The 25560-nt window shown below is 70.8% G+C and carries 24 protein-coding genes, 1 pseudogene and 1 CRISPR repeat array (1 of these 26 only partly in view); of the genes and pseudogenes, 17 read left to right on the plus strand and 8 right to left on the minus strand.

Going from position 1 to position 25560, the window contains the following annotated elements:
- Positions 1 to 15 precede the first annotated feature (15 nt).
- On the plus strand, positions 16 to 1029 hold the full coding sequence (locus HNR23_RS24790; protein ID WP_184079241.1) for an ATP-binding cassette domain-containing protein: 1014 nt from the start codon (positions 16 to 18) through the stop codon (positions 1027 to 1029).
- Entirely contained in the window at positions 1026 to 1868 is an 843-nt protein-coding gene (locus HNR23_RS24795) for an ABC transporter permease (RefSeq protein ID WP_184079244.1), read from the plus strand. The genes HNR23_RS24790 and HNR23_RS24795 overlap by 4 nt, the downstream gene beginning before the upstream one ends.
- Positions 1869 to 1930: 62 nt before the next feature.
- On the opposite strand, the gene HNR23_RS24800 is transcribed toward HNR23_RS24795, so the two are convergent.
- The 5 genes from HNR23_RS24800 to HNR23_RS24820 are packed head-to-tail and all read right to left on the minus strand — an operon-like array spanning position 1931 to position 7940.
- Positions 1931 to 2974 (minus strand): ABC transporter substrate-binding protein, encoded by a 1044-nt coding sequence (locus HNR23_RS24800; protein ID WP_184079246.1) that lies wholly within the window; start codon positions 2972 to 2974, stop codon positions 1931 to 1933.
- Positions 2971 to 3807 (minus strand): ABC transporter ATP-binding protein, encoded by an 837-nt coding sequence (locus tag HNR23_RS24805; protein WP_184079249.1) that lies wholly within the window; start codon positions 3805 to 3807, stop codon positions 2971 to 2973. The genes HNR23_RS24800 and HNR23_RS24805 overlap by 4 nt, the downstream gene beginning before the upstream one ends.
- Positions 3804 to 4973 carry a FecCD family ABC transporter permease gene (locus HNR23_RS24810; RefSeq protein ID WP_184079251.1) on the minus strand — a complete coding sequence of 390 codons (1170 nt, stop codon included), beginning with the start codon at positions 4971 to 4973 and terminating at the stop codon, positions 3804 to 3806. The genes HNR23_RS24805 and HNR23_RS24810 overlap by 4 nt, the downstream gene beginning before the upstream one ends.
- Positions 4974 to 4977: 4 nt before the next feature.
- Entirely contained in the window at positions 4978 to 6738 is a 1761-nt protein-coding gene (locus HNR23_RS24815; RefSeq protein WP_184079253.1) for a prolyl oligopeptidase family serine peptidase, read from the minus strand.
- Positions 6738 to 7940 (minus strand): hypothetical protein, encoded by a 1203-nt coding sequence (locus HNR23_RS24820; protein ID WP_184079255.1) that lies wholly within the window; start codon positions 7938 to 7940, stop codon positions 6738 to 6740. The genes HNR23_RS24815 and HNR23_RS24820 overlap by 1 nt, the downstream gene beginning before the upstream one ends.
- 115 nt (positions 7941 to 8055) lie before the next feature.
- On the opposite strand from HNR23_RS24820, the gene amiA reads away from it, so the two are divergent.
- The 13 genes and pseudogenes from amiA (at position 8056) to HNR23_RS24880 (ending at position 20577) form a co-directional block, all read left to right on the plus strand.
- The gene (amiA, locus tag HNR23_RS27060; RefSeq protein ID WP_246421857.1) at positions 8056 to 8154 is read left to right on the plus strand and encodes a streptamidine family RiPP; all 99 of its coding nucleotides are present in this window, start codon (positions 8056 to 8058) and stop codon (positions 8152 to 8154) included.
- Positions 8155 to 8242: 88 nt separating this feature from the next.
- The gene (locus tag HNR23_RS24825) at positions 8243 to 9139 is read left to right on the plus strand and encodes a hypothetical protein (RefSeq protein WP_184079257.1); all 897 of its coding nucleotides are present in this window, start codon (positions 8243 to 8245) and stop codon (positions 9137 to 9139) included.
- A complete protein-coding gene (locus HNR23_RS24830) occupies positions 9136 to 10155 on the plus strand; it encodes a CocE/NonD family hydrolase (RefSeq protein ID WP_184079265.1) in 1020 nt (339 codons plus the stop codon). The genes HNR23_RS24825 and HNR23_RS24830 overlap by 4 nt, the downstream gene beginning before the upstream one ends.
- Positions 10152 to 11591 (plus strand): YcaO-like family protein, encoded by a 1440-nt coding sequence (locus tag HNR23_RS24835; protein WP_184079267.1) that lies wholly within the window; start codon positions 10152 to 10154, stop codon positions 11589 to 11591. Before HNR23_RS24830 ends, HNR23_RS24835 begins: the two co-directional genes overlap by 4 nt.
- A gap of 175 nt (positions 11592 to 11766) precedes the next feature.
- Entirely contained in the window at positions 11767 to 12699 is a 933-nt protein-coding gene (locus HNR23_RS24840) for a nitroreductase family protein (protein ID WP_184079269.1), read from the plus strand.
- Positions 12696 to 14366: an ATP-binding cassette domain-containing protein gene (locus HNR23_RS24845; protein ID WP_184079271.1), complete on the plus strand. Its 1671-nt coding sequence runs from the start codon at positions 12696 to 12698 to the stop codon at positions 14364 to 14366. Before HNR23_RS24840 ends, HNR23_RS24845 begins: the two co-directional genes overlap by 4 nt.
- Complete coding sequence (locus HNR23_RS24850) at positions 14363 to 16054, plus strand: ATP-binding cassette domain-containing protein (protein WP_184079273.1); 1692 nt, start codon at positions 14363 to 14365, stop codon at positions 16052 to 16054. Before HNR23_RS24845 ends, HNR23_RS24850 begins: the two co-directional genes overlap by 4 nt.
- Before the next feature lie 401 nt (positions 16055 to 16455).
- Positions 16456 to 17154, plus strand: a complete 699-nt coding sequence (locus HNR23_RS24855) for an alpha/beta hydrolase (protein ID WP_184079275.1) — start codon at positions 16456 to 16458, stop codon at positions 17152 to 17154.
- Positions 17132 to 17604 (plus strand): annotated as a pseudogene (locus HNR23_RS27065) (transposase); the annotation flags it as partial. The gene HNR23_RS24855 and the pseudogene HNR23_RS27065, both read left to right, overlap by 23 nt.
- Before the next feature lie 267 nt (positions 17605 to 17871).
- Positions 17872 to 19134, plus strand: a complete 1263-nt coding sequence (locus HNR23_RS24865) for a helix-turn-helix domain-containing protein (RefSeq protein ID WP_221308241.1) — start codon at positions 17872 to 17874, stop codon at positions 19132 to 19134.
- 93 nt (positions 19135 to 19227) lie between these two features.
- The gene (locus HNR23_RS24870; RefSeq protein ID WP_184079279.1) at positions 19228 to 19497 is read left to right on the plus strand and encodes a hypothetical protein; all 270 of its coding nucleotides are present in this window, start codon (positions 19228 to 19230) and stop codon (positions 19495 to 19497) included.
- Entirely contained in the window at positions 19494 to 19775 is a 282-nt protein-coding gene (locus HNR23_RS24875; protein ID WP_184079280.1) for a hypothetical protein, read from the plus strand. The genes HNR23_RS24870 and HNR23_RS24875 overlap by 4 nt, the downstream gene beginning before the upstream one ends.
- A 232-nt stretch (positions 19776 to 20007) precedes the next feature.
- Positions 20008 to 20577 carry a thymidylate synthase gene (locus HNR23_RS24880; protein ID WP_184079282.1) on the plus strand — a complete coding sequence of 190 codons (570 nt, stop codon included), beginning with the start codon at positions 20008 to 20010 and terminating at the stop codon, positions 20575 to 20577.
- 24 nt (positions 20578 to 20601) lie between these two features.
- Here the strand turns inward: HNR23_RS24880 and HNR23_RS24885 are convergent, their stop codons facing one another.
- Positions 20602 to 22098, minus strand: coding sequence for an MFS transporter (locus HNR23_RS24885; RefSeq protein WP_184079284.1), 1497 nt, complete (start codon positions 22096 to 22098; stop codon positions 20602 to 20604).
- 95 nt (positions 22099 to 22193) lie between these two features.
- Here HNR23_RS24885 and HNR23_RS24890 point away from each other — a divergent pair, with 95 nt between their 5' ends.
- Positions 22194 to 22670, plus strand: coding sequence for a MarR family transcriptional regulator (locus HNR23_RS24890; protein ID WP_221308242.1), 477 nt, complete (start codon positions 22194 to 22196; stop codon positions 22668 to 22670).
- Here HNR23_RS24890 and HNR23_RS27330 read toward each other — a convergent pair.
- Both HNR23_RS27330 and cyaB read right to left on the minus strand, forming a co-directional pair.
- On the minus strand, positions 22645 to 22779 hold the full coding sequence (locus HNR23_RS27330; protein ID WP_281381904.1) for a hypothetical protein: 135 nt from the start codon (positions 22777 to 22779) through the stop codon (positions 22645 to 22647). The two genes, HNR23_RS24890 and HNR23_RS27330, sit on opposite strands and share 26 nt — an antisense overlap.
- 760 nt (positions 22780 to 23539) lie before the next feature.
- Entirely contained in the window at positions 23540 to 24079 is a 540-nt protein-coding gene (gene cyaB, locus HNR23_RS24895) for a class IV adenylate cyclase (protein ID WP_184079286.1), read from the minus strand.
- A gap of 152 nt (positions 24080 to 24231) precedes the next feature.
- On the opposite strand from cyaB, the gene HNR23_RS24900 reads away from it, so the two are divergent.
- Positions 24232 to 24984, plus strand: coding sequence for a DUF2637 domain-containing protein (locus tag HNR23_RS24900; RefSeq protein WP_184079288.1), 753 nt, complete (start codon positions 24232 to 24234; stop codon positions 24982 to 24984).
- A gap of 153 nt (positions 24985 to 25137) precedes the next feature.
- Positions 25138 to 25560: a CRISPR direct-repeat array (repeat unit 30 nt; unit sequence GTCCTCATCGCTCCTACGAGGAGCAACAAC) (it continues 524 nt past the right edge of the window).

Raw genomic sequence — 25560 nt, forward strand, 5'->3', positions numbered from 1 at the left:
TCCCAGGAGTCCGCAATGAACGTTGTGAAACCGTCTTTTCCCACTACCTCCGGCGGGAAGCCCCCGGCGGTCGAGGTCGAACGACTGGTGAAGGCGTTCGGCCGCGAACGCGCGGTCGACAGCCTGGACTTGACCATCCCCGCGGGCGGGGTGTTCGGCATCCTCGGTCCCAACGGTGCGGGCAAGACGACCACCATCCGAATCCTGGCCACCCTGCTGCGGCCCGACTCCGGGAGCGCGCGGATCTTCGGCCACGACGTCGTCCGCGACGCGGACGCGGTGCGTAGCCGCATCAGCCTCACCGGGCAGTTCGCGTCGGTGGACGAGGAACTCAGCGGACGGGAGAACCTCGTCCTGATGGCCCGGTTGCACGGCCACCCCTGGAACCAGGCCCGGGATCGGGCCGACGAGCTGCTCAGCGCCTTCGGCCTCACCGAGGCGGCCGAACGCCAGGCGAAGACCTACTCCGGTGGCATGCGGCGACGGCTCGACATCGCGGCGAGCATCATCACCGTCCCGGACCTGCTCTTCCTGGACGAGCCGACGACCGGCCTCGACCCTCGCAGCCGGAACCAGCTCTGGGACATCGTCCGCATGCTGGTCGACATCGGCACCACGGTCCTGCTCACCACTCAGTACCTGGACGAGGCCGACCAGCTGGCCGACCGTATCGCGGTGATCGACCGGGGAAGCGTGATCGCCGAGGGGACACCGAGCGACCTCAAGGCGTCGGTCGGCACCGGTTCGCTCCACGTGTACCTGCAGGATCCCGAGCAGCGTCCGGACGCGGAGCGGCTTCTCACCGCCGAACTCGGCATCCGCGCCTACTCATCGGCCGATCCGGCGTCGCTGTCGGCCGGTATCGCCGACCCGCGGCTGGCGACCCAAGCCCTCGGGCTGCTGTCCCGCGCGGGTATCGGCGTCCGGAACTTCGCGCTGGACCAGCCCAGCCTCGACGAGGTCTTCCTGTCCCTCACCGGCCGCGTCGCGGGCACCCCGGAGGACAAGAAGGAGGCGGGTGTGCGATGAGCAACCGCTCCACACTCCAGGAGAGCAAGGCACGGCCGGATCCGGTGCGGCAGGCGCTCGCGCGGCGGGGGGAGAACCTCCGCAGGCCCGGACCGCTCTCCGCGTCGGTCACCTTCGGCTGGCGCGCCCTGCTCAAGATCAAGTACAACACCGACCAACTCCACGACGCCTTCCTGATCCCGGTCCTGTTCACCGTGATGTTCACGCTGGTGTTCGGAGGGGCACTGGCCGGCACGACCGGCGAGTACCTGGAATACCTGCTGCCCGGCATCTGGACCTTCGTGATCCTGACGATGACGCTGTACACCGGGTCGGCGGTCAGCGCCGACATGGCCAAGGGGATATTCGACCGGTTCCGGACCCTGCGCATCTGGCGGCCTGCGGTCATCGTCGGAGCCCTCATCGGCGACGTGGTGCGCTACACCATCGGTTCCGTCATGGTCGTCCTGGTGGGTCTGGTCATGGGGTTGCGGCCCAGCGGCGGCCTCATCGGGGTCCTACTGTCGGCACTGCTCATCCTCTTGTTCGCGTTCAGTGTCTCGTGGATCTGGACGGCCGTGGGGGTGCTCGTCCGCAGCCCTGACACGGTCTCGTCGGTGGGGATGCCGGTCCTGTACGCGATGGTCGGACTGAGCAACGTGTTCGTCGACCCCGAGACGATGCCCTCCTGGTTGCGGGCCATCGTCGGCATCAACCCCGTCACCCACCTCGTCGACGCGGTGCGGGCACTGCTGAACGGGGAGGTGGCCGTCGCGCAGGTCGGATGGGTCCTCCTCGGATGCGGGGTGATGATCGCCGTGTTCGGCCCGATCACCATGTACGCCTACCGGAGAAGGTGAGCCGCCCTGCTCGACGCAGGGCAGGGACGGATCCGTCGGATGCCGTCCCTGCCCGGCCGGGCTCAGAAGGCGCCCGGGTAGAGCTCTTGGGCGATGAGTTCGACGGCGTCGATGTTGCCGAGGGTGCCGGGGAACAGGTCGCTCTTGGGAACGGCGATGAGGCGGTCGTTCTCCACGGCGGCCACGTCGGGGAAGGTCCGCTGCAGGTAGTCCCGGGTGTGCTGCTCGGACTCGGGGCCCGACACGCTGAAGACGATGGCGTCGGGGTCGCGGCCGATGATCTCCTCGGGGGTGATCTCGGCGGCGAAGAAGTCGGCGAACTCCGGTGCGTCGGGGTCGAAGACGTTCTCCCCGCCGGCGGTGGCGATGATGTCGGCTTCGATTCCGGCGCCGATCGCCTGCAGTGAGTTCCCGTCGACGAAGACCTGGGCGACCTTGAGGCGGGACACGTCGCCGATCGCGGTCTCGACAGCGGACAGCCGCTCTTCGGCGTCCCGGGAGAGCTCCTCGGCGACATCGGGGGCGCGCAGGATCGCACCGAGGTCGTCGATGTCGGTCAGCACGTCGGTGACCTCTGCGGTGCTGCGGCGGTCGAGGCAGCCGCCGGTCGCGACATAGGCCTGGGCGCCGTTCCGGTTCAGCTGCTCGATGCTGGCGAAGCCCTGCTCGGCGGTGAACTCGTACTCCGTGGGGGAGACGACGAGATCGGGGCCTGCGGCGAGGAGGTCTTCGCGTGCCGGTGGGACGTCGGTGCTGAGCGCCGGGATGCCGGCTGCCTCGTCGGCGATGTCGTCGGGCAGCGGTGAGACGCCCGTCTGCGCCTGGCCGACGAGGGAGTCCAGGGCTCCGAGGCGGATGAGCAGCTCGGTCTGCGAGGGCATCATGCCGACGATGCCGTCGGGTGCCGTCTCGAAGGAGAGTTCGCGTCCGCAGTTCGTGATCGTCACCGTCTCGCCCGGGCCATCGGCCGCGTCCGAGTCGCCGGTGACCCCCGTCCCACACGCGGAGAGCACCAGCGGCGCGGTCGCGATGGCGGCGAACGCGGTCAGGCGATTCCGGTGGCGCGAACGGTTCGCCGCGGCGGTGGGGGAGGCAGAGCGGATCATGGGAGGGTGACTCCTTCTGGGGCTGAGATGGACGGTTCTGAGGGCGTGCCTTCGTGATGTCGCGCGGAGCTGCGCGCATCGAAGATGAAGTGGCGCCGACCCGAATCCGGGTGGGCGACCGCGGTGGAGGCGACATCGAACGCCGAACGGATCAGATCGGTGTGCAAGACCTCGTCAGGCGGCCCCGCCGCGGTCAGCCGCCCGTCGACGAGGACGCCGATGCCGTCGCACGAGCGTGCGGCGAGGTTCAGGTCGTGGAGAGCCACGACGACGGTCTTGTCGGTGGCCCGGACCAGGTCGAGGAGCTCAAGCTGATGGGCGATGTCGAGATGGTTGGTGGGCTCGTCGAGAACGAGGACGGGGGTGTCCTGGGCGAGCGCGCGGGCGAAGAGCACCCGCTGCCGCTCGCCGCCCGAGAGCGCCGAGAAGGAGCGGTGGGCCAGGTGCGCGGCGCCGACCCGGGCGAGGGCGTCCTGCGCGAAGGCGATGTCGCGGGCGGAGTCGCGGCCGAAGCCGTGCCCGTGCGGGATGCGTCCGAGCAGGACCATGTCGAGGACGGGGATCTCGAATTCCTCGCTGTGCTCCTGCGCCATGACCGCCACGCGCAGGGCGATCTCCTTCCGGCTCAGCGATGCGACGTCCGTGCCGTCGAAACGCACCCGCCCCGACGAGGGGGCCGCGACGCCCGACACGGCGCGAAGCAGGGTGGACTTGCCGCTGCCGTTGGGTCCCAACAACCCGAGAACCGTGCCCGAGGGGACGGAGAGGCTCACGTCGGCCACGACCGGCCGACCGCCCCGATGCGCGTCGAGGTGCTCGATGTCCACTCTCATCGGCCCATCCCCACGCTCTCGGCGCGGTCGCGCCGCAGCAGCCACAAGAAGAACGGCGCACCGACCAGGGCGGTGAGCACACCGAGCGGAATCTCCGACGGCGCCGCCAGCGTCCGTGCGAGGAGGTCCGAACCGGCGAGGAACACAGCCCCCGCGAGCACGGCGACCGGGAGCATCTTCCGGTGGTCGGACCCGACGGCGATCCGTGCGATATGCGGGATGATCAGCCCCACGAACCCGATCCCGCCGGAGACGGCGACGACCGAACCGGTCAGCAGCGCCGCGCCCACGAGAACCACCGTCCGGAGGCGGTTCACGTTCACGCCGAGGGAAGCCGCCGCGTCGTCGCCGACGAGAAGGGCATTGAGGGTGCGTGCGTGGAAGGCCGTGAACACCCCGACGGCGAGCAGCGCGGCGGCCGGGAGGGCGAGATGCCCCATGGTGGCGGCGGAGACCGAGCCGAGCAGGAAGAACATGATGCTGAACACGTTCTGCGCATCGGTGGAGATGGTGAGGTAGCTGGTCACCGCGCTGAACAGGGACCCGAGCGCGACGCCCGCCAGGATGAGCCGCTGCGGCGCGATACGCCCGTTCTTGCGGGCGAGGAAGTACACCGCACCGGTCGCCACGAGCGCGCCGGCGAAGGCGGAGGCACCGATCCCGAGCGAACCGATGCCGATCCCCAGGACGATGAACGACACCGCGCCGACACCCGCCCCGGCCGAGACACCGAGGATGTAGGGCTCGGCGAGCGAATTGTGGACCACCGCCTGGATCAACGCTCCCGCCAGGGCGAGTGCGGCACCGGTCAGGGCGGCCAGCAGGACACGGGGCAGCCGGAACTGCCAGACGGCGTTGTCCTGCAACGTGGTCAGCGATCCGTCCGACATCCACGGCATCCCGGGCACGAGATGGCCGACGATGATCCGGAAGGCGTCCGCCGGCGATACCCCGATGGTGCCGATGCTCGTCGAGAGCAGCACCACCGCCACCAGCGCGAGTGTCAGTGCCGGAACGAGGAGGCGGACCGCGAGATCACCTCGGCGGCGGGGTGCGGCGGCGGGAGCGGGTGGGACGTCGGTGGAGCCGTCGAGCTCCGCACGCGTGGTGACGGGGGAGCGGTTCGGAGCCGTCGACCCGGGGTGTCCGCTCGTTGCTTCCGGCATCGCGTCAGAAGCCCTTTCCAGCCGTTGACGGGGTGGTGTGTGCCGATCGCGTCGCGATCGCGGCGAAGCCGAGGACGGTGGCTCCTAAACGGTGGAGGCTGTCGAGGTGATTGCTGCCGTGGCCGGTTCGGGGCGCGCGCCACAGGGTCGCGTCGCCGCCGGCCCGGCGCAGCGTGTCGGCGACGGCCTGGGTGTCGTCGGCGGTCACCCGGGAGTCGTCGTCCAGGACGATGCCGAGGAACCGGGGGAGGTCGGTTCCGGTAGGAAGTCGCCGGGCGCGGTGCAGGGGCGAGATCCGGCGGAGGCGTTCGACCCGCTCAGGGTCGTCCGGGCCGCCGAACTCGCCGATCCAGTGCTGCCCGAGCGGGTGGGCGCCGAGATGGAGCAGGTCGAGTGGGGCGGCGGTGCTGACGACCCCGGCGCACAGGCCCGGGGACCCCAGTGCGCAGCCGGTCACGATCACGCCGCCGTGCGAAGCGCCGGCCAGGACGAGCAGGTCCGGTCGGGTGAGTCCGGCGCTGACGAGCCCGCGTGCCACAGCGGCCAGATCGTCGATGCCGCGTGCCTTGTCGGCGCCCCGACCGGCCTCGCGCCACGCCGTGCCGTGCTCGCCGCCGCCCCGGATCTGCGCGATCGCGTACCGGCCGCCGTGCTCGATCCACGCCGGCACCGTCGGCTCGAACGTGGCCAGGCTCGGGACACCGAAGCCGCCGTAGCAGGTCAGGATCAGCGGAGTGGGACCGGTCGCACCCACCGGCGAGGTGACCACGACGGGGACGTCGGCTCCGTCGTCGGCGGTGAACGCGTACCGTTCGGTCCGCGCGAGGGCGGGCGGCGCGGTCGTGGCGGGCCGGTCGGCCAGGAGTTCGTCGGCCGTGACGACGCGCGGGGGAAGGACGGGGCCCTCGATGAGGACGTGGAACCGGTCGGCCCCGGCGCTCACATCGGTCGCGACGACCGGACCGCCCCGGTAGGTCACCGGCCGGTCGACGATGACCGCCCCCTGGGCGATGCGCAGCAGAACACTGCGGCCCGCGCGCACACCGGCCACGAGGACGTCGTCACCGCGGGCGGCGATCGAGGTGATCCGCAGGGACGGGTCCTCCCAGGACCACCGTTCGGTTCCGGTGCGCGTGTCGAGGACGTGGAGGCGTCGTCCGTCGTCCACCAGGGCGTCGCCTCCGGCGGCGAGCACCCGGACGATGGCGGTGAACGCACCGAGTTCGGTGCCGGTGGCGCGGTCGGTGAGGACGGTGGGTGCGCCGGTGCGGCTTTCGGCGAGCAGCCCCCGCACCCCGCCGGGGAACAACCTGAGCCGCACGTCCGGCGGCACAGCGGAGGCCCGCAACCGTCCGGTGGCCACGTCGAGACCGACGAATCGGCGCGACCCGTCGGCGACGAGTTCGACGCGGGAGGAGTCGCCGCTCCAGAGCATGGGGTCGTAGCGGCAGCGAACCTCCGGGTGCACCCGCACCCGGCCCGTGGCGGTGTCGACGAGGGCCAGAGCGGCGTCCTCGTCCGCGCGTCCGGCCAGCTGGACGGCGACGGTGCGCCCGTCCGGTGACGGGGCCATGCGCAGGATGTGCCCGTCGGGCTCGAACACCGGCGAGTCGTCTTCGACCCGGTAGATCCCCCGTCGCCGGCGGCCCGGAAGCCGGCTGAGGACGAAACCGCGGTCGGGAAGGCCGGGGCGCCCGTGGTGCTCCCATTTCGCCAGTGCGGTGTCGAGGGAGGGGACGATCGTCGGGGCGGGAGTGTTCGTCATTACCGGCCGATCGAGTCGAAGGCGCCGCCGTGCCAGTGCAGGTGCCCGCCCTCATCGAGTGGGCTCGGCATGCTGACGGTGTCGAGGCGGTCGTCGCGGATCAGGTGGAGTTCGGCGTCGCCGCCGCGGGTCACCGCGGCGGTCGTCCCGGAGGGATCGAGCGCGACGGCCCGTCGCTGCGCGGGAGCATCGCCCACCGGGTCCCAGGGCAGGTGTCCGGCGGCCGGTGGATGCGACATCGGGGGAAGCGGCCTCCGGTACAGCGCACGCAGCCGCGGCCCGGTGCGCTCGATGAGTGTCAGCTCGTCCCGATCGGGATGGATCGTCGCCACCGCTGCCCTCCCGCCGCCGAGCGCGAACCGGAACGCGAGCCCCGGCGGCAGCTCCAGGCAACGCGTGTCACCGGTGGACAGATCGACGTCGACCAGGTGGTTGGTCCACCGGGTCCAGGCGGCGGGGGAGGCCGGCCCACCGCGCACCACGCCCACAGCACGGCCGGTGGCCGGGTCGAAGCGCAGGTAGAAGGCGCGTCCGGGCACCGGCCAGGGAACGACACCGACCGTCCGCGGCACCCCGTTGTCGACGACGAACCGCTCCAGGCCTCTGCTCGTCGCCGTCGCCGCGATGCCGGTGCGCTGGTCGACGACATCGCCGTGGCCGTCATCGGCGATCCCGTCGACGGCGGTGCCGCTGATCGCCGGTACATGGGCACCGACGTCGAGGCAGCGGGCGAGGGGGAGCACCTCGACGGCTCCGGGCTCGCGATGGCGGAGCACGGCCGTCGGCTCGCCGTCGGCCTGGTCGGGGACCACCAGCGCCCCGGGCTCACCCGTCCGCGAACGGAATCGCACGGACTCGCCGGCCGACAGGTCGACGACGGTGACGACGTCACTCCATGCGGACCCGTTCGCGCCGACACCGGTCGTCACCAGCACGTAGCGCCCCGAGGCATCGCAGGCAAGGTGCTCGCCCGGAATCGCCACGGGAACGCGCTGCTCACCGTCGGGCCCGAGCGCCACGAGCGCCCCGGACCGGTCGTCGAGGAACGCCCACTGCGCGTCGGTCGCACCGTCGCCGGGGAGCGCCAGGACACCGGCGTGCTCGGCGAGGACTCCGCGGCCGAGTACGCGGACCTCGGCGCCGTCGACGGAGTAGGTGCGGCCCGCACGGTAGTCGGCCACGAAGAGCTGCTCAGCGGTCATATGGGGACATTATTGGAAATGATAACCATTATCAAGTACAGTGCGCGGTGCTCCCCGAGAGCACGTGTCGGTCCACACGGGTCGACGCGTCCCGTCATGCAGAGAGGACATCTCCATGGACCAGCAGATCGTCGCCGAGATCGAGGAGTCCGAGCAGCTGGCGCATCTGTCGGCCTCGCACTCCAACGCCCTCGTCGAGAACCCCTTCGACTGACCACGTCGCCCACGACGCCGTCAGTTCGGACCTGATCCCCGGTCGGGTGGCCTCCGTGCCGCCCGACCGGGCCGTTCGAGAGGCACAGATGACCCCACCACCACCCATCGCCCGTGTGCCGGGGAGCGGCGCCCATGTGCTCATCGAGCGCGACGGCACCGGAGTCGTGCGGACGTCCTCAGGGACGTTCCTCCGCCTGCGACACCCGCCGGCCGGTCTCATCGACGCGTTGACCGGCTCGCCGACCGATGACGAGGAGACCGGTGCGTACGCCGAGAAGCTCACCGCGGAGATGGCCGCTCGCGAGGACGGCGACGCCGAGCGTCGCTGGCCGACCGCGCGACGAAACGTGGCGCTGGTAGGGGAGGGCACGCAGGTCGAGGTCCTGGCCGATGCGCTGGCCGAATGGGGGGTGTCCCCCACCCGCTTCCCCGACGGCGCGGCGCTGCTCGCCACCGCGGGCGGGGAGCCGACCGGTGACGACCGGCGGGATGCGGCGGCGGTGGGCGGCCACGGACCGACCGCTCGGCCCTGGGACCTCGTGATCGCCTACGCGGACTCACCCGCCCAACGTGCACGGTGGGATGAGCTCGACACGCTGCCAGGGGACGGTGTCGCCTGGTTGCGCGGCTACCGGGAGGGCGAGATCTGCTATGTCGACCCCATCGGCGTCTCCAGCGGTGATCCCGCCGCGGAGCAGGTGCGCCGGCGCCGCCTGGCGGCGAGTCCCGTGCCCCGCGAACTCGACGCCTGGCAACGCGCCACCGCCGCCTCCCCCGAGGAACTCTCGTTCGCTGCGCGCACGCTGCTGACCGGCCGGATGCTCACCGTCGCCCTCGCGTGGGCACAACAGGCGGACACGCTGGCGGGCTACCGCAGCACGCTGTGGAAACTCGTCGCGACGACCGGGACGCTCAGCGAGCACCCGGTGCTGGCCTACGACGCGCCACCGGTCATCGACGGCGGGGTGGCTCGGCCGTCATGACGGCGGATCACGGACGCGACCACCACTGCCGGATGCCGGACGGCGCCGTCCTGCGCGGACGATGGTGGGAATGCGCGCGGTCGGAGGGCATCGTGCTGATCCGCACCCCCTATGACGCGGACCGGCACGCGTCGACCGCACGCTCGTGGAACGAGCGCGGATACCACTGCCTCGTGCAGGACGTGCGCGGACGGTACCGGTCGGAGGGACACTGGTCCCCCTACACCCGTGAGCAGGACGACGGCGGTGAGGTCCTGGCGCGGCTGGCCGCGGACCATCCGGGTCTCCCGGTGGTCCTCTTCGGAGCCTCGTACGCCGCTCACACCGCTCTGGAAGCCGCACGCGCCGCCGCGCGAACCGAAGCGGCCGACGACTCCACCGTTCCCAGCGCCGTGGCGGCGATCATCGCGCTCGTCCCCGCGCTGGGTCCGGCCGAGACCGCGTGGGGCGCCGACGGAGTCCCGCAGATCCGGCACCGGATCGGATGGTGGCACCAGCATGGACGGACACGGCACCCCGAACCTCCGCTGCCCCCCGCGGAGCTGGACCGGCGCGTCGGGCACGCGCGAGAGCACGGCGTGATCGAGGCCGCCGAAGGCTGGGGATGGTCACCGGAAGCACGCGCGGGCTGGCAGCGGCTGTGGACCGCCCGGCGGATCGACCCGCGGTCGCGCTACGGCCACATCACCGTGCCGCTGCTGGTGATCAGCGGCGACGACGACTTCTTCCACCATGACGCCTTGGGCCTCGCACGCGACTGGAACGCCGCGAGCCACGTCGTCAGCGGCCCGTGGGGGCACCGCCTCATCGGGGGGATCCGCGACGAGACCCTGCGGGCCCGCATCACCGCGGCCGGCGGACTGGCCCACATCATCGACCCCTGGCTGTCCGCCCAGGGGCTGCCCGGTGCCGCGGCGGCGTGGACCGACGTCCTCGTTCCCACAGCCGCGTCGCGCACGCGGTCGATCCTCGACCCCGCGTCAGGGACCTGGCGCCACGAAAGGACCTCCCCATGACCCCGACCGGAACCGCCGACCCCTCGCCACGGCAGGTCGCCGAGGCCGCCCGCACGCCGCGCGCCGATGAACACCCGCTGCCCGTGGAAGCACTGGTCGATCCCGAATGCGGAATCATCCGGTCGGTTCGGGCGGTGCCGCACCCCGCCGGGGCACCGGCGTCCTACCTGGCGATGACCGCGGCCGTCTCCGACGCGCGCCGACTCGGAGAGTGGCCCGCCGACCGCGTCTCACTGGGCACCTCCTTCGACGACGCCGGCCAGGCGAGGATCGCCGCGATCGCCGAGGGGGCCGAACGCTACTGCGGGAACTGGCTCCCCGCCGATCTGCCCGACGACGAACTGCGCATCGCCTCCCGTGCCGAACTCACGGCCGCGGGTGCCGACCCGATCGACCCGGCGGACCTGCCGGTGTACGCCCCGTGGCAGTACGCCCGGGGCGGATTCCCCTACCAGCGGCTCACCGAGGAAACGCCGACCCTGTGGGCACGGTGCACCGGTCTCGACGGCGCCCGGACATGGGTACCCGCCTCGCTGATCTACCTGAACTGGCGGCAGTCGCGCTTCCGGCACCTTCCCCGCACCCACCACCTCAACTACGCCGGCATCGCCACCGGACAGGGAACCGATGACGCCCGGGACCGCGGGGTTCTGGAGATCATCGAACGGGACGCCCTCGAACTGTGGTGGCACCTCGACGGCCCCGCCTTCGGCATCGACCCAGCGAGCGTCCCGGGCCTCGAATCGGACCTCCGCGGCGGTTCCCTTCGCGTCTTCCTGGTGGCCATGCCGTCGGAGTTCGCCCCCGCCGTCGCGGCACTCGTGCACGACGAGGAGCGCGGCCTGTACGCGGCGGGCTTCTCCGCATCGTGCGACCCGGTCCGCGCCGCCCGAAAAGCGGTCCTCGAAGCGGTCCACACCTGGGTGTACACCCAAGGATGCACCACCGCCGACGGGTGGGTGTTCCGCGCCGTCGAGCACGGGCTGCTGGCCCGCGGCCTCTACCTGGACTTCCGCGCCGACGCCACCTACCGCGACGCCGCCGGCGAACAGTGCGAGAACATCATCGACCTGGGCGCCCACGTCCAGCTCTGGCTCGACCCGCGCGTCCACGAGGAAGCCCGACGCTTCACGGCACCGGCCCTCGGAACCCGACCGATCACCGCGCTGGAGCCGGTGGCGATGGGCGAGGTGTACCGGCGGCTGGCCCGTCGCGGCCACCGGATCCTCACCCGCGACCTGACCACGACCGACATCCGCCGGACGCCGCTGCGCGTGGTGCGGACCTTCATCACCGGACTCGCCCCCAACGCCCCCGCCGCCTTCGCCTACCTCGGCATGCCCCGCTTCAGGGACGCGGCCATCGAACGGCGATGGCGCACGACCTGGAACGAAGGCCCGGAGGACTTCACCCTCGTCCCGCCCCCGCACATGTAAGGCCCCCGTGTTCTCCACAGATCATCCGCCCGGCCGGGCACGCCGCGCGCATCGCCCGGCGGGCTCGCCCGGCCTCCCCCCTCTCCTGGCGCGCGCGTTCGCCGCCGATCCCCCGGGCCCGGCGCTTCCGCCCGGGCCGCGGGTCAACCGCTGGCGCGGCGTCGGCGCCGCGCCGGTGGCCGTTCCCGGCCGTGAACGGGGCCTGTTCCACGGCCTGTGGACCGGTGAGGGGTTCCACCGCGCGGCCGACGGGACCGTGACCGGCATCCGCAAGCGCCCGGTTCCCTCGGCCGGCGGGGCCTACCCGGTGCAGACCCACCTGGTCGTCGGCGCCCCCGGCGGCACCCTGGAACCGGGTCGGTATGTCTACGATCACGAGCAGGACACGCTGCTGCGGCGTGACGGCGGTGCCGAGCGGGCGGCGGGTTGGAACACCGATGGCGCGCGCGATCGGGTGACGGGAACCCATGTGGTCCTCACCGTCCAGCCGGGCCGCGGCTTCGGCCGCTACCGCCACCGGGCCTGGCCGCTGTGGGTCGCGGACACCGCCTACGCGCTCGCCGCCGTGGAGTTCCTGATCCACGCGGATCCCGCCCGGATACGGCTCGGCCCGAGCACACCGTTGCGCGGGCTGCTCGGCGTGCCCCGCGCGGCCGAGCACGACCGGTGGCTCGGGCACGGGCTCGCCCCGGAGATCCCACTCGCGGCCATCGAGCTGCCGGCCTCATGGACGCCGATCCCCTGGCGCCGTGCTGCCCTGGCCGCCCGCCGATCGCCGGCGATCGACGAGTTCGCCGGTGCGGCGCGGCACCGGCCACACGCGGCCGGAGCCGAGCACGTCGCGGCGGCATGCGGGCAGGCGTGGGTCCTCGGCGCCCACCGCCTGGAGACATGGTCCGTCGCGACGGACGCCCCGGTCGCCGCCGTCGCCGACATTCTGTGGCGCGCCCACCGGGCCGCGGCCGGCCTGTGCTACTCGGGCGCTCTGTCAGGGCGATGGCGCTGTCGGCCGGTGTCCGGTTTCCGCGCGGTCCGCGGCCGCTGGATCGTGCATGCCCTGGCGATGCTGCCCGGTGACCCGAACGTGGCCGAGGAGACCGCACCATGATGATCGTCCGCGAGCTCTGGCGGGAGGCGGCCCGGTTCCCCGCAGCCCTGACGTGGAGTACCGCACTGCTGCTGCTCGTCTTCCTCACCCACCTCGCCCAAGCCGTGGCCATCGCCTGGTCGATGTCCGCGGTGCTGCGCGGACACCCGCAGGACGTGGTCGCCGCGCTCTCCCTGATCGTCGGCATCGCACTGGCGCGAACGGGACTCTCGCTCGTCCAGACCTCCGCCGCCGCCCGGCTGGGCGGCGATGTCCGACAGGCCCTGCGCCGCCGTGCGATGCGGGCCGCGCTGGTGCCCGAACGGCTGCACGACACCGCTACCCGGGACGGCGCGATGCGGGCCGGCCTGGGTGACGGAATCGACGGCACCGACGCCTACGTCGCGAAGTACATCCCCGCCGTCGCGCAGGTGTTCCTCGCCTGCCCCGTCGTCGTCGCCGCACTCCTTCTGCTCTCACCGGCGGCGGGGCTCTGCGTCGCGGCGGGGATCGTGCTGGCGCTCGTGGGGCCGATGGCGTGGAAACGGATGATGGCCCGGCGCGGACTCGACCACTGGGACAGCTACGAGGCACTCAGCGCCGACATGCTCGAATCCCTCCGTGGCATGGCGACCCTGCGCACACTCGGCGACGTGCCCGGCACCCGGCGGCGGCTGAACACACGCTCCGAGGCGCTGCGCCGCGCCACCGAACGCGTCATGCGGGTCTCCCTGGCCGAAACCGCCGTGATCGACTTCGCGGTTCAGGGCGGCATCGTCGCCGCGGCGACCGTCGCCCTCACCCACGCCGCCACCGGACAGGCCCCCGCGATCGAGACCTACCTGATCCTCCTGCTCGCCTCCGAAGCGTTCCGCCCGATCCGCGACCTCTCCCGGCACTGGCACGCCGGATTCCTCGGACTCACCGCCATCCCCGGCCTCGCCCGGCTCGGTGCCTTCACCCCTGACCGCGACATGGCACAGGGCGACCCGACGTCCGCCCCCGGAGGCGCCGCGCGGCGCGAGGGAACCAGGGGCGGCCGAGCGGAGGTGCTGCGTGTCGCGGGCTTGAGCTTCCGCTATCCCGATGCCCACGACGACGTCATCCGCGACCTCGGTCTGACCGCCCGGCGCGGATCGCTCACCGCGATCGTCGGGGAGTCCGGAGCGGGGAAATCCACCCTGTTCGACCTCCTTCTCGGCTTCCTCTCCCCGGGCGCCGGCCACATCACCCTCGACGGTCGGCCCGTGCGTTCCGATGACATCGCGGTGGTCTCCCAGCGTCCGGTGCTCTTCGCCGGAACCATCCGCGACAACCTCACCGCCACCGGCACCCCGAAGGAATCCGACATCGTCGCCGCCTGCCGAGCGGCCGGAATCCTCGACGAGATCCAGAACCTTCCGCGTCGGTTCGACACCGAGGTCGCCGAAGCGGGCACGAACCTGTCGGGCGGGCAACGTCAGCGCCTCGCTCTCGCCCGGGCCCTCCTCGCACACCGCCCCGTCCTCCTCGTCGACGAACCGACCAGCGCACTGGACGCCACCCGCGCCGCAGAGGTCATCGAGACACTCCACCGCGTCGCCCGCGACCACATCGTCATCATGATCAGCCACCGCCCCGAGACACTCGCCGACGTCCCCGACGTGCTGCGCCTGGACGCCGGCCACCTGGTCAGGAGCGCCCCGTGAACACCGTCGCCGCGCTCCGGACCTTCCGCGGCCTGCTGCCCGCCCTGCGCCCCGAGTGGCGCGGAATGCTCCACAGCTACCTGGTCGGCACCGCGAGCGCACTCGCGCTGGCCGCCCTCACCGTGCTCACCGCGTGGGCGGTCGGCCACGCCGTCGTCGACCGGACACCGCCCGGGGTGACCTGGTGGATCCTCGTGCTCGGGCTCGTTCTGCTGCGCACCGTCCTGACCTGGCGGGAGATGGACGTCTCCCACGCCCTGGCCTACCGCGTCCTGGCCCGGTTGCGGATGGCCCTGTTCGACGCCTACGCCCGCAGCGTCCCCGGACGCCGACGCGAGCACTCCGGGCGTGCGGCCTCCGTCGCCATGGGCGACATCGAGAAGCTCGAATTCTTCTACGCCCACACCATCGCCCAGCTCGGCGCCTCGATCACCGTGTTCCTCGCGACCCTGATCACCGCGGGCATCCTGCTGCCGGAGGCCGGGGCCGTCATGCTCGCCGGCAGCGCGATCGTCGCGACGACGGCCCTGTGCCGGGCGCGAACGGCACGACGGCTGGGCGAACAGGAGCAGCACGAGCGGTCGGCCCTGTCCGCACAGGTCGTCGACGCACTCGGTGCCCTCCGCGAAGTGCTCGCCTACGAACTCGCCCCCCGCATCATCGCCGACACCGATGCCGCGACCCGGCGCGCCACCGCGATCACGCGCCGACGGGAACTGCTGTCGCAACTGGTCACCGCCATCCGAGAACTCATCGTCACCGCCGTGGTCATCGGCGTCATCGCCGTGAGTGCCGCCGCCGCAGGGGTGCTCGCCGACGGCGCCGAAGCGCGGCTGTCCCCGCAGCTCCTGCCCGCCCTCGTGGCACTGGCCGTCGCCGGGGTCGCGGCGACCACGGACGCCACCACCACGCTCACCCAACTCCACCCCCTCATCGCCGGTGCCGACCGTGTCGCCGCCGGCATCAACCGCCCCCCGGTCGTGACCACCCCGCACGCCCCACGGCAGCTGCCCGACGGGCCGCTCGGACTCCGGTTCCGGGGCGTGTCCTTCGCCTATGACGACCGTCGGCCGACACTCACGTCCTGGTCCACCGCGATCGCACCCGGCGAGCACGTCGGACTCGCCGGTCCCTCCGGAGCGGGCAAGAGCACCGTCATCGCGCTCGCCGCCCGCCTCTGGGACCCCTCGGCCGGAACCATCGAACTCGTCACCGCGGACGGTGCGGGCATCCCCGTCACCGAAGTCGACGACTCGGCCCTGCGCAGCGCGGTCGCCCTGGTCGACCAGGACGCGACGCTGTTCCACGGGACCGTGCGCGACAACCTCCTGCGGGGCAGCGAACCGCGCTCCGACGGCGAACTGGCCGCCGTGCTCGACCACGTCGGGGCCACCGGCTGGATCGACCTCGACGACGACCTCGGTGAAGACGGCGTACGGCTCTCCGGCGGACAGCAAGCACGGCTGTGCCTCGCCCGCGCCCTCATCCGACGCCCCCGCGTACTCCTCGTCGACGAGGTGACCGCGAGCCTCGACGCGGGCACCGAACAGGCGATCTCCGACGTCATCGCCGACTTCGACGGCACCGTCCTCATCGCGTCCCACCGCCCCGAAACCCTCGCGCGCTGCGACCGCGTCATCGCCATCGCCCCACCCACCGGCCGCGATCGGCAACCCGAGCTCCTCTGACCACCCGAGCCCCCGGCCGAACCGGACAGGGAACGAGCAGCTGATCGCGGGACCCAAGTATCGGACAAGTATCGACAAGGCCGTCCCTCTCACGGATGCGAGATGGATGCGGTCGCCTGGCCGTGCCCCGTCGGCAACCGCTGGGGTGCGGGATGCTCGGGCTGCTCGGGCTGCTGCCGCCCGTCCTGGGGCAGGGGGTGACGGTCGCCGAGCATGGCGGAGCGCCGTCGGGGTCATTAGCATTGCCGACCACGGCGGTTCCTCTACTGTCCGCATCCGGCCGCTGTACACGACGACCGTGTCACCGGCCGCCACGTACGCCGACGTCGACCCACTGGTGGCCGTAAGCCCGGACTGGCCGGTCCTCGCCGAATACCGACGGAGAATGAGATGAACCGATCATGAGCACTTTCGTGTTGATCCACGGTGGGGGAGACGGCGGGTGGGGCTGGCACCTGGTGGAGGCCGAGCTACGCGATCGGGGACACGACGTGATAGCGCCCGACCTGCCGGCCGATGACGACTCGTTGACCCTGACCGACTACGCCGACGCCGTCGTTGAATCCGTCGGCGAAGAGCAGAACCTGATCGTCGTGGGCCACTCGTTCGGCGGATTCACCGCGCCGCTGGTCGCCGATCGACTCCACGTCGACCAGCTGGTCCTGTTGGCGGGGATGATCCCATCGCCGGGTGAGCCACCTGGCGAGTGGTGGGACAACACCGGTTACCGCAAAGCGGTCGACGAGCAGGCCGAAACCGATGGCGGCTTGACAGGAAACGCGGACCCGTACATCAGTTTCCTTCACGACGTACCGCGCGAGCTGGCCGAGGAGGCCGTGAGCAGGGAGCGGGTGCACCCGTCGGCGGCTGCGATGGCCGCGCCGTGGCCGTTGGATGCGTGGCCGGACGTGCCGACGAGGTTCGTGCTCTGCAGCGAGGATCGCTTCTTCCCGCCCGCGTTCTTCCGCCGTCTGGTGCCGGAGCGGCTCGGGATCGTCCCCGACGAGATCACCGGCGGCCACTGTGTCGCTCTGAGCCGACCCGCTGCTGTGGCGGACCTGCTGGAGGGCTACGCCGCGGCCGCGAGGAACGCGCCGTGACCTCGCCGGCCGCATTGCCCGGATCCGACGCATGGACGCGCCCCCGTGCACACCCGCCGAGCGCCAGGTCCGGCTGGCGGCTGCTGAACGGGGGCGTTCCCGAGGCGGACTGACCAGCAAGATCCATCTGGCGGCAGACCGGCGCCGCCGCCCGCTCTCATTCGTCCTCACCCCTGGACAGGCTGGCGGCAGCCCGCAGTTCGTCCCCGTCCTTGAGCGGGTGAAGGTGCGCGGACCGATCGGCCCCCTGGGCCCCGACCGGACGCGGTGGCCGCCGACAAGGCGTACTCGTCCCGGCACAACCGCCGCTACCTGCGGCGGCGCGGAATCCGGGCGGTGATCCCGGAGAAGGTCGACCAGACCGCAAGAAGCGCGGCAGCACCGGCGGGCGGCCGGTCTCGCACGGCGACGCGCTGTTTAGGGAGCCGCAATACCGTCGAGCGGTGCATCTGGCGCAGAAGCCTCAGCCCGGGGCCACGAGCCCGCTCCGGCCGCGCAGACGACAAAGTCCCACGTCTTCAACCTGGGAAAACGTGGGACTCTGAGAGTGTCCGAGGGGGTAGACGGACTATTGGCACATGTCGTGGGTCTGTCCACGTCGTTCGCGCTGGGAGACCGGTCGGCCGCGTGGGGTGTTTGACGGATTCAACCGGTCCGTCGGTGGAGTGATCAGGGATTTCTGACAGCCGGGATATCGCCGCCATATGCTGGCCGAAGATGGGCAGACCGCAAGGGGCAGGGATTCTTGTGCACAATGGCGGCGCGATCGGGGACCGGCTCCGGGGCATCCGGCGTAGCCGGGGACTGACTCAGGAGCGTCTTGCCGAACTGGCCGGGCTCAGCCCCGGCGTGGTCAAGAAGATCGAGCGCGGCGGGAACGCCCGGCTGGAGACCTACCACGCCCTTGCCCGGGCGATGGAGGTCAAGACGTCGGCCCTGTTCGACTCGACCGGTCCCCGGCGGAACACGAATGCCGACGCCGACAAGCTCGACCTGCTGGCCTTGCGACAGGCCATCTCGCCGCCGGTGACCATCACCGGGCGGTTGGGTCTGGACACCGTCGACGAGGAACCCGACCTCGACCGGCTCCGCACCTCGGCCGAATCGGTTGCTGTCGCCTACCACCGGGACAAGTACCCGGCCATGGGCGAGCTGCTGCCCGAACTCGTCCGCTCGACCCATGCCGCCGTCGACCATTTCGCGACGGGGACCGAGCGGACGACGGCGCTCACCGTTCGGTCCGAAGTCCTCCAGATGGCCGGGCGCTACCTCACCCAGGTGCGCGCTTACGACCTCGCCCATATGGCGTTACGGGACGCCGTCCGCGACGCGGTGACCGTAGGCGACCGGCTCAACGCGGCGTCGGCGATCATCGGCCAGGCATGGATCCTGCTTCGCCAGGGGCGTCTTGACGAGGCCGAACAGCTCGCCAGTGAAACGGCCGACCAGGTCGAACCGCGCATGTCGCGCGCGTCGCGTGAGGAACTGGCCGCGTGGGGCTGGTTGCTGCTCCGGGCGTCGGCGGCAGCCGCGCGCAACAACCGCCCCGACGAGGCAAGGGAACTCGTTCGACTGGCACAGACAGCCGGTAGCGCGGTCGGCACCGAAGTCACCGACCACCTTCGCGGCTGGGGCACCTTCGGCCCGCTCACCGTGCGCTTGAAGGCGATCGAGAACCAGATGATCGCCGACCGGCCGACCAAGGTCCTGGCCATGGCCGACCGCCTTCCTGACGGCGTCGGCCGCTCCACATCCGACAACTGGAATCGGCACCGGCTCGACGTCGCCCGCGCACACGCGATGCTCCGCCACGGAGACGAGGCGACACGCGTCCTGGTCGACCTGAGGTCGGCGGCGCCCGAGTGGCTCAGGCACCAACGGCAAGCCGCAGCAACGTTCCGGGACGTGTTGAAGACCAGGAAGCGCACGTTGACCCGGGATCAGCGAGAACTGGCCGGATTCCTGGCCGTCGAAGAATAGAGGGCACGCCCCGTACACCCTTGCCCGGACGCCGGAGCAAACGGACACGTTCCGTGCCTGTTCCGGCTCTGTGACCGGCCGTAACTTCGCGGCATGGCTCATCCAACACCCCCCGACCCCGACGTGCTCGCCCTGGTGCGGCTGAACGACAAGTACCCGGACTGGAAGGTGTGGCGCTCGTTCGACGAGCGCGGCCGTCCGGCCGCATGGGTGGCGACCAACAAGACGGCAGGGTCGGACATCGCGCCGACGCTGCACGCCGACACCGCCGAGAAGCTCGAAGCGCAGTTGAAGAACCCCGGCTACGCACACGGACTCGCGCACGCCGACGCCGTCGCGCGTCGGAGGGGTGAGCTTCTGTGACCGCAGTTGCCGATGCCCGATGGGGGCGCACCCCGGCTCACGCCGAACGCCATGCGCAAGCCGCGCGGCTGCAAGCCCGCTTTCCGCAGTTCGTCATCTGGCACGGCGAGTACACCGGGGCGTGGTTCGCGATCACCGCCACGGGCCTCGTCGAGGCACCGACGGTGGAGGCGCTGGAATGCACGGTGCGCTCGCTGACCGCTGCGGCCGTTGTTTCCCGGAACCGCCGAGACTGCACGCTTTCGCGGACGGGCACCGGCTTCCAACGGCTTCGCTAGGGCCGTTGGAAAGGGCTGGCCCCTACGGAGTCCGTTGGCTTCCCGGGCCATCCCCTGGCCCCGAGCGGCGTGTACCCGGGCGAGGGGTCCGGGCGCCCACAGTTCGGGGCTACCCGGCCCGGCCTCTTGACCGCTTCGAGGTCGGGCTCCAACCCCCCGTTCGGCCTGCCGAGACGGTACAGCGCTATCCCGACGCCACGTCCAGGGAGCTGAGGAAAGGACTCGTGCTCACATGATCCCGGCATCGTTTCCCTCATTCCACGACGCCTACGCCGCCGTCCTCACCCGCCTCACTACAGAGCCCGACCACTCCATTTCAAGCCGGGGCAACGCCGCGGGCGAGTCCCTCGACGTCTCCTTCCGCATCACCGACCCGCGACGCCGTCTCCCCTACGTGGAGGCCCGGCCGGTCAACGTGGTGTTCAATGTGGCCGAGGTCCTCTGGTACCTCGCGGGCAGGCGGGATCTCGACATGATCGGCTACTACGCGGCCGGTATGGCGACGTCGTCGGCCGACGGCCGAACCCTGACCGGCACCGCGTACGGCAGCAAGTTGTTCGCTCGTGACGCCGCTGGCCGGACGCAGTGGGAATGCGTCCTCTCCCTTCTGCGCTCGGATCCCGACAGCAAGCGCGCCGTGCTCTCGATCCTGGACGCGGACGAACCACGCGACCCGTCCCACCCTGACGTGTCCTGCACCTTCGCCGCCCAGTTCTTCCTGCGCGGCGGGCATCTGCACCTCACCTGCTACCTGCGCGGCAACGATGCCTACCGGGGCATGGTCTCCGACGTCTTCGCGTGACTTCGCCGGGTGTCGTGGCGGCGGTCAGGGGCGGTCGGCCGCGGGCTCGGGGAGAGCCTCTTCCTCGGGCCGGGCCCCCGGCTCCGGCTGGGCGGCCCGCGGCAGCAGGGGCACCATGACCAGTGCGATCAGGAAGGCGGCCGCGTTGTACCAGAGGGTGGTCGCGGCGGCGTCGGAGAACACCTGCCCGCGCTCCGCTCCCGCGGCGTCGCCGGTGGCGAGCCAGAAGAAGAGCATGCCGACCACAGCCACGCCCATGGCCGTGCCCAGCTGCATGACGGCGTTGGCCACGCCCGAGGCCGCTCCCGCGCTGTCCTCGGAGACGTCGGCCAGGACCACGCTGGTCAGGATGGGCACGCACATGCCCATGCCCAGGCCGGCGACAAGCACCGGGAGGGCGGCCTGCCACCAGGTGGCCGCGGGGCCGATGGTGGACAGGACGGCGATCAGGGAGAGCACGCCGGCGAGCATAACGGCCAGGCCGATGCCGATGACTCGGCGTCCGTGGGTGGTGGCGTAGCGCTGGGCGACTCCGGACATCAGGGTGATGCCGATGGGCCAGCTGACGATGGCCACCGCGGTGAGCATGGGCGACCAGCCCTGACCGAGCTGGAAGTTGTAGGTCAGGACGAGGAAGAGCGATGCCAGGCCGGAGAAGAGCACGAACATGACGACGGCCCCGGCCGTGAAGGAGCGGTGGGCGAAGAGCGACGGCGGTACCAGGGCCGATCCGGTGGTGCGGTCGCGGTGCCGCTGATGCACGACGAACAGGAGCAGGAGGGGCACGGAGGCGACGAGAGGGACGATCGTCCAGGAGTCCCAGCCGCGTTCGCGTCCCTGGATGAGGGGGAACATGATCGCTAACATCGCCAGGCTGATGAAGACGATACCGACCAGGTCGGGGCGCAGCGGGTCGACCGCCTTGCTCTCGGGCATGAGCCACAGGGCGAGGACGATGGCGAGCACGCCGAGCGGGATGTTGACGTAGAAGATGGTCCGCCACTCCAGGCCGAAGAGGTTCGCCTCCGTGAGGACCGCGCCCAGGAGTGGGCCGCTGACGTTGGCCAGGCTGAGCGTGATGCCGTAGAAGACGAAGGCCTTGGCGCGGTCGGCATGGTCGAAGAGTACGACGATGATCGACATCACCTGGGGCACCATCAGGGCCGCCGTGGCGCCCTGGAGAAGCCGTCCGGCGATCAGGATCTCGGCGGTCGGTGCCGCGCCGCACAGCACCGAGGCCAAGGTGAACCCGGCCATGCCGATGATGAACATCCGTTTGCGGCCGAAGATGTCGCCCAGCCGGCCGCCGGTGATGAGGGCCAGGGCGAAGGTCAGCGAGTAGCCCGCCAGGACCCACTGCGCCGCCGCGTACTCGGCACCGAGGCTGCTCTGCATCCGGGGCAGGACGATGTTGACGATCGTCGCGTCCGCGAGGTCCATGAACAGGGCGAGGAGGACCACTCCCAGGACGCCCCACTTCCTGCGGCCGCGGTCCGAGGAGAGGGCGTGGACTTCCGTCATGGTGGTCTCCGGTGCGGAAAGGTATGATCAGCGAAAGGACGCATAAAGAGATTCACCAATAGAGTGTCTCTCTATTTCAGAGAGACTAGGAGGGGGTGAGCGCAGTGTCAATGTCCCAGGACGACGTCCGGGCCCTCTATGAGGAACTCCGTGTGGGAGCGTCGCTGGCCGTCCGGTTCCACGCGGCGCTCGCCGCCCACGCCGGTGTCAACATCACCGACGTCACCTGCCTCGGCGCCCTGGACAAGAACGGCCCCATGACCCCGGGAGAACTGGCCGATCACACGGGGCTCTCCCGCGGCGGGGCCATCACCGCGGTCGTCGACCGTCTGGAGCGGGCGGGGTTCGTCCAGCGCCGCCGCGACTCGCGGGACCGTCGGAAGGTCATCGTCGAACTCCTCCGCGACGGCGCGTACGCGCGGCTGGCCGAGACCTTCGACTCGCTTGGACACGCGTACGCCGACGTCATCGGCGGCCACACCAAGGAGGAGCGGGACCTGCTCCTGGAGTTCAACCGGCGGGTCAACACCAGGCTCCAGGAACGAATCAGCGAACTCCAGGAGCGTGCATGATGACGACGTGCCCCTCCGTGCCGTAGCCCAGGACGTCTGGAGCGTACTGGTCGTCGTCGAAGGTCACCATGACCCAGTCGGCACCGGGATGGGAGGAGACGGGGAACACCTGGGGATGCGGGCCCCGAGACGTAGACGGCGTCGAGTTTCCCCAGCCTCCGCAGGCCCAGGTCGTAGACCTTGTACACGCGCTCGGCGTCGTCGGTGGCCAGCGCCCACCAACCGCCCGCGCGCCGCAGCACACACCCCCTCCGTGCGCCGGGCACCCGGGTCCACGGCGGCCACGGTCATGGGCTCGAAGAGGTCCGCCCCGGCCTCGGAAACGGCGAGCACGGGACGGAACTCCAGTTCGGGTGAGAATCGCACGACGTCGGCGTACAACACGTGCCAGCGCCCCTCGATCCTGGCCAGGGAGGGGCTCCCAGGCGCTCAGCGTGAAGGGAGCGGCCAGCCTGGTGTTAGGGATGACGTGCACACCCGTGAGCAGGTCCGCGTCGGTACGCGCGCACCGGATGTGCACCCCCGGCGAGGGCAGGTCGCCTCCGCAGACCACCAAGGCGAAGGCTCCCTCGTCCTCGTCGGTTTCTTGGAGGAGCTGGAGCGCCTTGGGTTCTTGGATGCCTACGAGCGCCTCCACCCGGGCGGCCGGGCCTATTCCTGGTCGGCCGGACGGGGGACGGCTATCGGTCTGACTACTTCCATGTCGGTCCCGACTTGGCCGACCGCATCACAGCGTCGGAGTGCCTCGACGAGCCTCGCAACGGGGGCCGGATCACCGACCACTCCGCGGTCACGCTGGCCCTGAGCCTGGAGGTGGGACGCCTGTGGGACACGCGAGACCTGGCTGTGTCCGTGACGCCGATGTTGTTCTAGCCGGTGGTGGCGGCGCGGATGAGGGAGTCGTAGGTGTCGGTGGTCCGCTCGGTGTGGATGCCGAGTTCTTGGACGAAGGTGTCGAGGTGGGCTTGGGCGTCCGCGCCGTCGCGGTCGTCGTCGACGGTCATCTCGACTTCGAGGAAGTAGCCGGCGTGCTCGACCTCGTCGAGGCAGAGTGTCATTCCGGCCGTGGTGGCGGTGCGGCGGGTCTTGGTGATGCGCACGGTGGGCCGGAAGCCCATTTCCATCACGGCGGCGTGCATCTGGTCGCGGTCGGCGACGGGTGTCTCGTGTTCGACGCACTCCATCTCGTTGGAGAGGGGTCGTTTGACGGTGAAGGTGTGGCGGCCGTCTTGGGTGCGTAGCCGGGCGAAGACCGAGCCTGTCTTGGGCATGCCGTAGTCCCAGCCGGGTTGGGCGTAGGCCTGGTCGTCTTGGCGGACCGGGTCGGAGAACTCCAGTCCTCGCTGTTTCAGGGCGGCCAGGAGCGCTTCGATGTCGCCGACCCGGTACTTCGCCTCGATCTCCCGCACTCCACGGCTCCCACTACCGGAAACGACAAAGTCCCACCGTCTTCACTGGGGAAAACGTGGGACTCTGAGAGTGTCCGAGGGGGGAGTCGACCCTTTCGTACATGCCATTGACCCTCTCCGCGGACCTTGCGCTGGACGGGCGGTGACCCGAGATGGACTCCTCTCGCTGGTCCCGCTGGATCACCATCGCCACCGTCCTGATGCTAGCGGCGATCGCCGCGGTGGTCTCCTACTCCCACATGTACGAGCTGGCCCAGCGCCACGGCGAGCCCGAGTGGCGCGCGGCCCTGTTCCCTCTGTCGGTCGACGGAATGATCGTGGCCTCCTCGATGGCGCTGTTGGCCGATGCGCGCCAGGGTCGGCGGGGTGGGTTGTTGCCGTGGACGTTGCTGGTCCTGGGCAGTGTCGCGTCGCTGGCCGCCAACATCGCGGTGGCCGACCCGACCGTGTGGTCGCGCATAATTCATGCCTGGCCGTCGTTCGCGCTCATCGGTGCCTACGAACTGCTCATGCGCGAGTTCCGTGCGCACGCCCATGGCGTTCGCAATGCGATCGCAGAAGATGAGCAGGATCGGCGCGACCAGTCGGCCGTCCCGACCGACATTCAAACGCCGGCGAATGCTGAAGAACCCGGCGAAGCGGAAGAGCGCGATGACGCCGCGCGTGCGCAGTTGCGGGTCGTTTCGTCAGCGGACGGGCGGGATGTGGTCGAGGCTCGGATTGGGCCGTTCTCCGACTCGGTTTCTCCGGTTCAAGCGGAGGCGTGGCGGTGGGCTCTTGCCCACCGTCGTGGCGACGGTTCGCTGCCCAGCGGGAGGGAGATCGCTGAGCGGTTCGCTCGGAAGGAACGGTGGGGGCGTCTGGTCAAGCAGTGGGGGCGGCAGGGCCTGCTTGACTACGCGTAATGGCTGGAGGGGCCGTCGGCGCGGGATCCGCTTCCTTGCGGTAGCGTCGGTTTCAGCGACACGCCGGGGTCGGTTGCGTGACTGGGGGATTGCTGAAATTCCTGAGCCAGGATGGCCACTCGTGGGCTCCCCCAGCTGCGGCTTTACCTTTGGGTCCTCATCGCTCCTACGAGGAGCAACAACTGGAAGCCGACCCCGCACCCACCACCGGCCAGACGGTCCTCATCGCTCCTACGAGGAGCAACAACTGTACTGGTACTGCGCCTCCAGGTCGACGATGAGCGTCCTCATCGCTCCTACGAGGAGCAACAACGTGAGCGTCAGGCGGTCCAGGAGGTGCTGTCGCGCCGTCCTCATCGCTCCTACGAGGAGCAACAACGTGCGGATACAGTGCCGCATTCGCGTGATCACACGGTCCTCATCGCTCCTACGAGGAGCAACAACCACTGCGGTGGAGGCGGCGTGGGAGCACGTCCGTGGTCCTCATCGCTCCTACGAGGAGCAACAACTGAACGATTCGTGCGGCGGCGCACGGACGCGGATATCGTCCTCATCGCTCCTACGAGGAGCAACAAC

The sequence above is a fragment of the Nocardiopsis mwathae genome, assembly GCF_014201195.1.
GTDB classification, from domain to species: domain Bacteria; phylum Actinomycetota; class Actinomycetes; order Streptosporangiales; family Streptosporangiaceae; genus Nocardiopsis_C; species Nocardiopsis_C mwathae.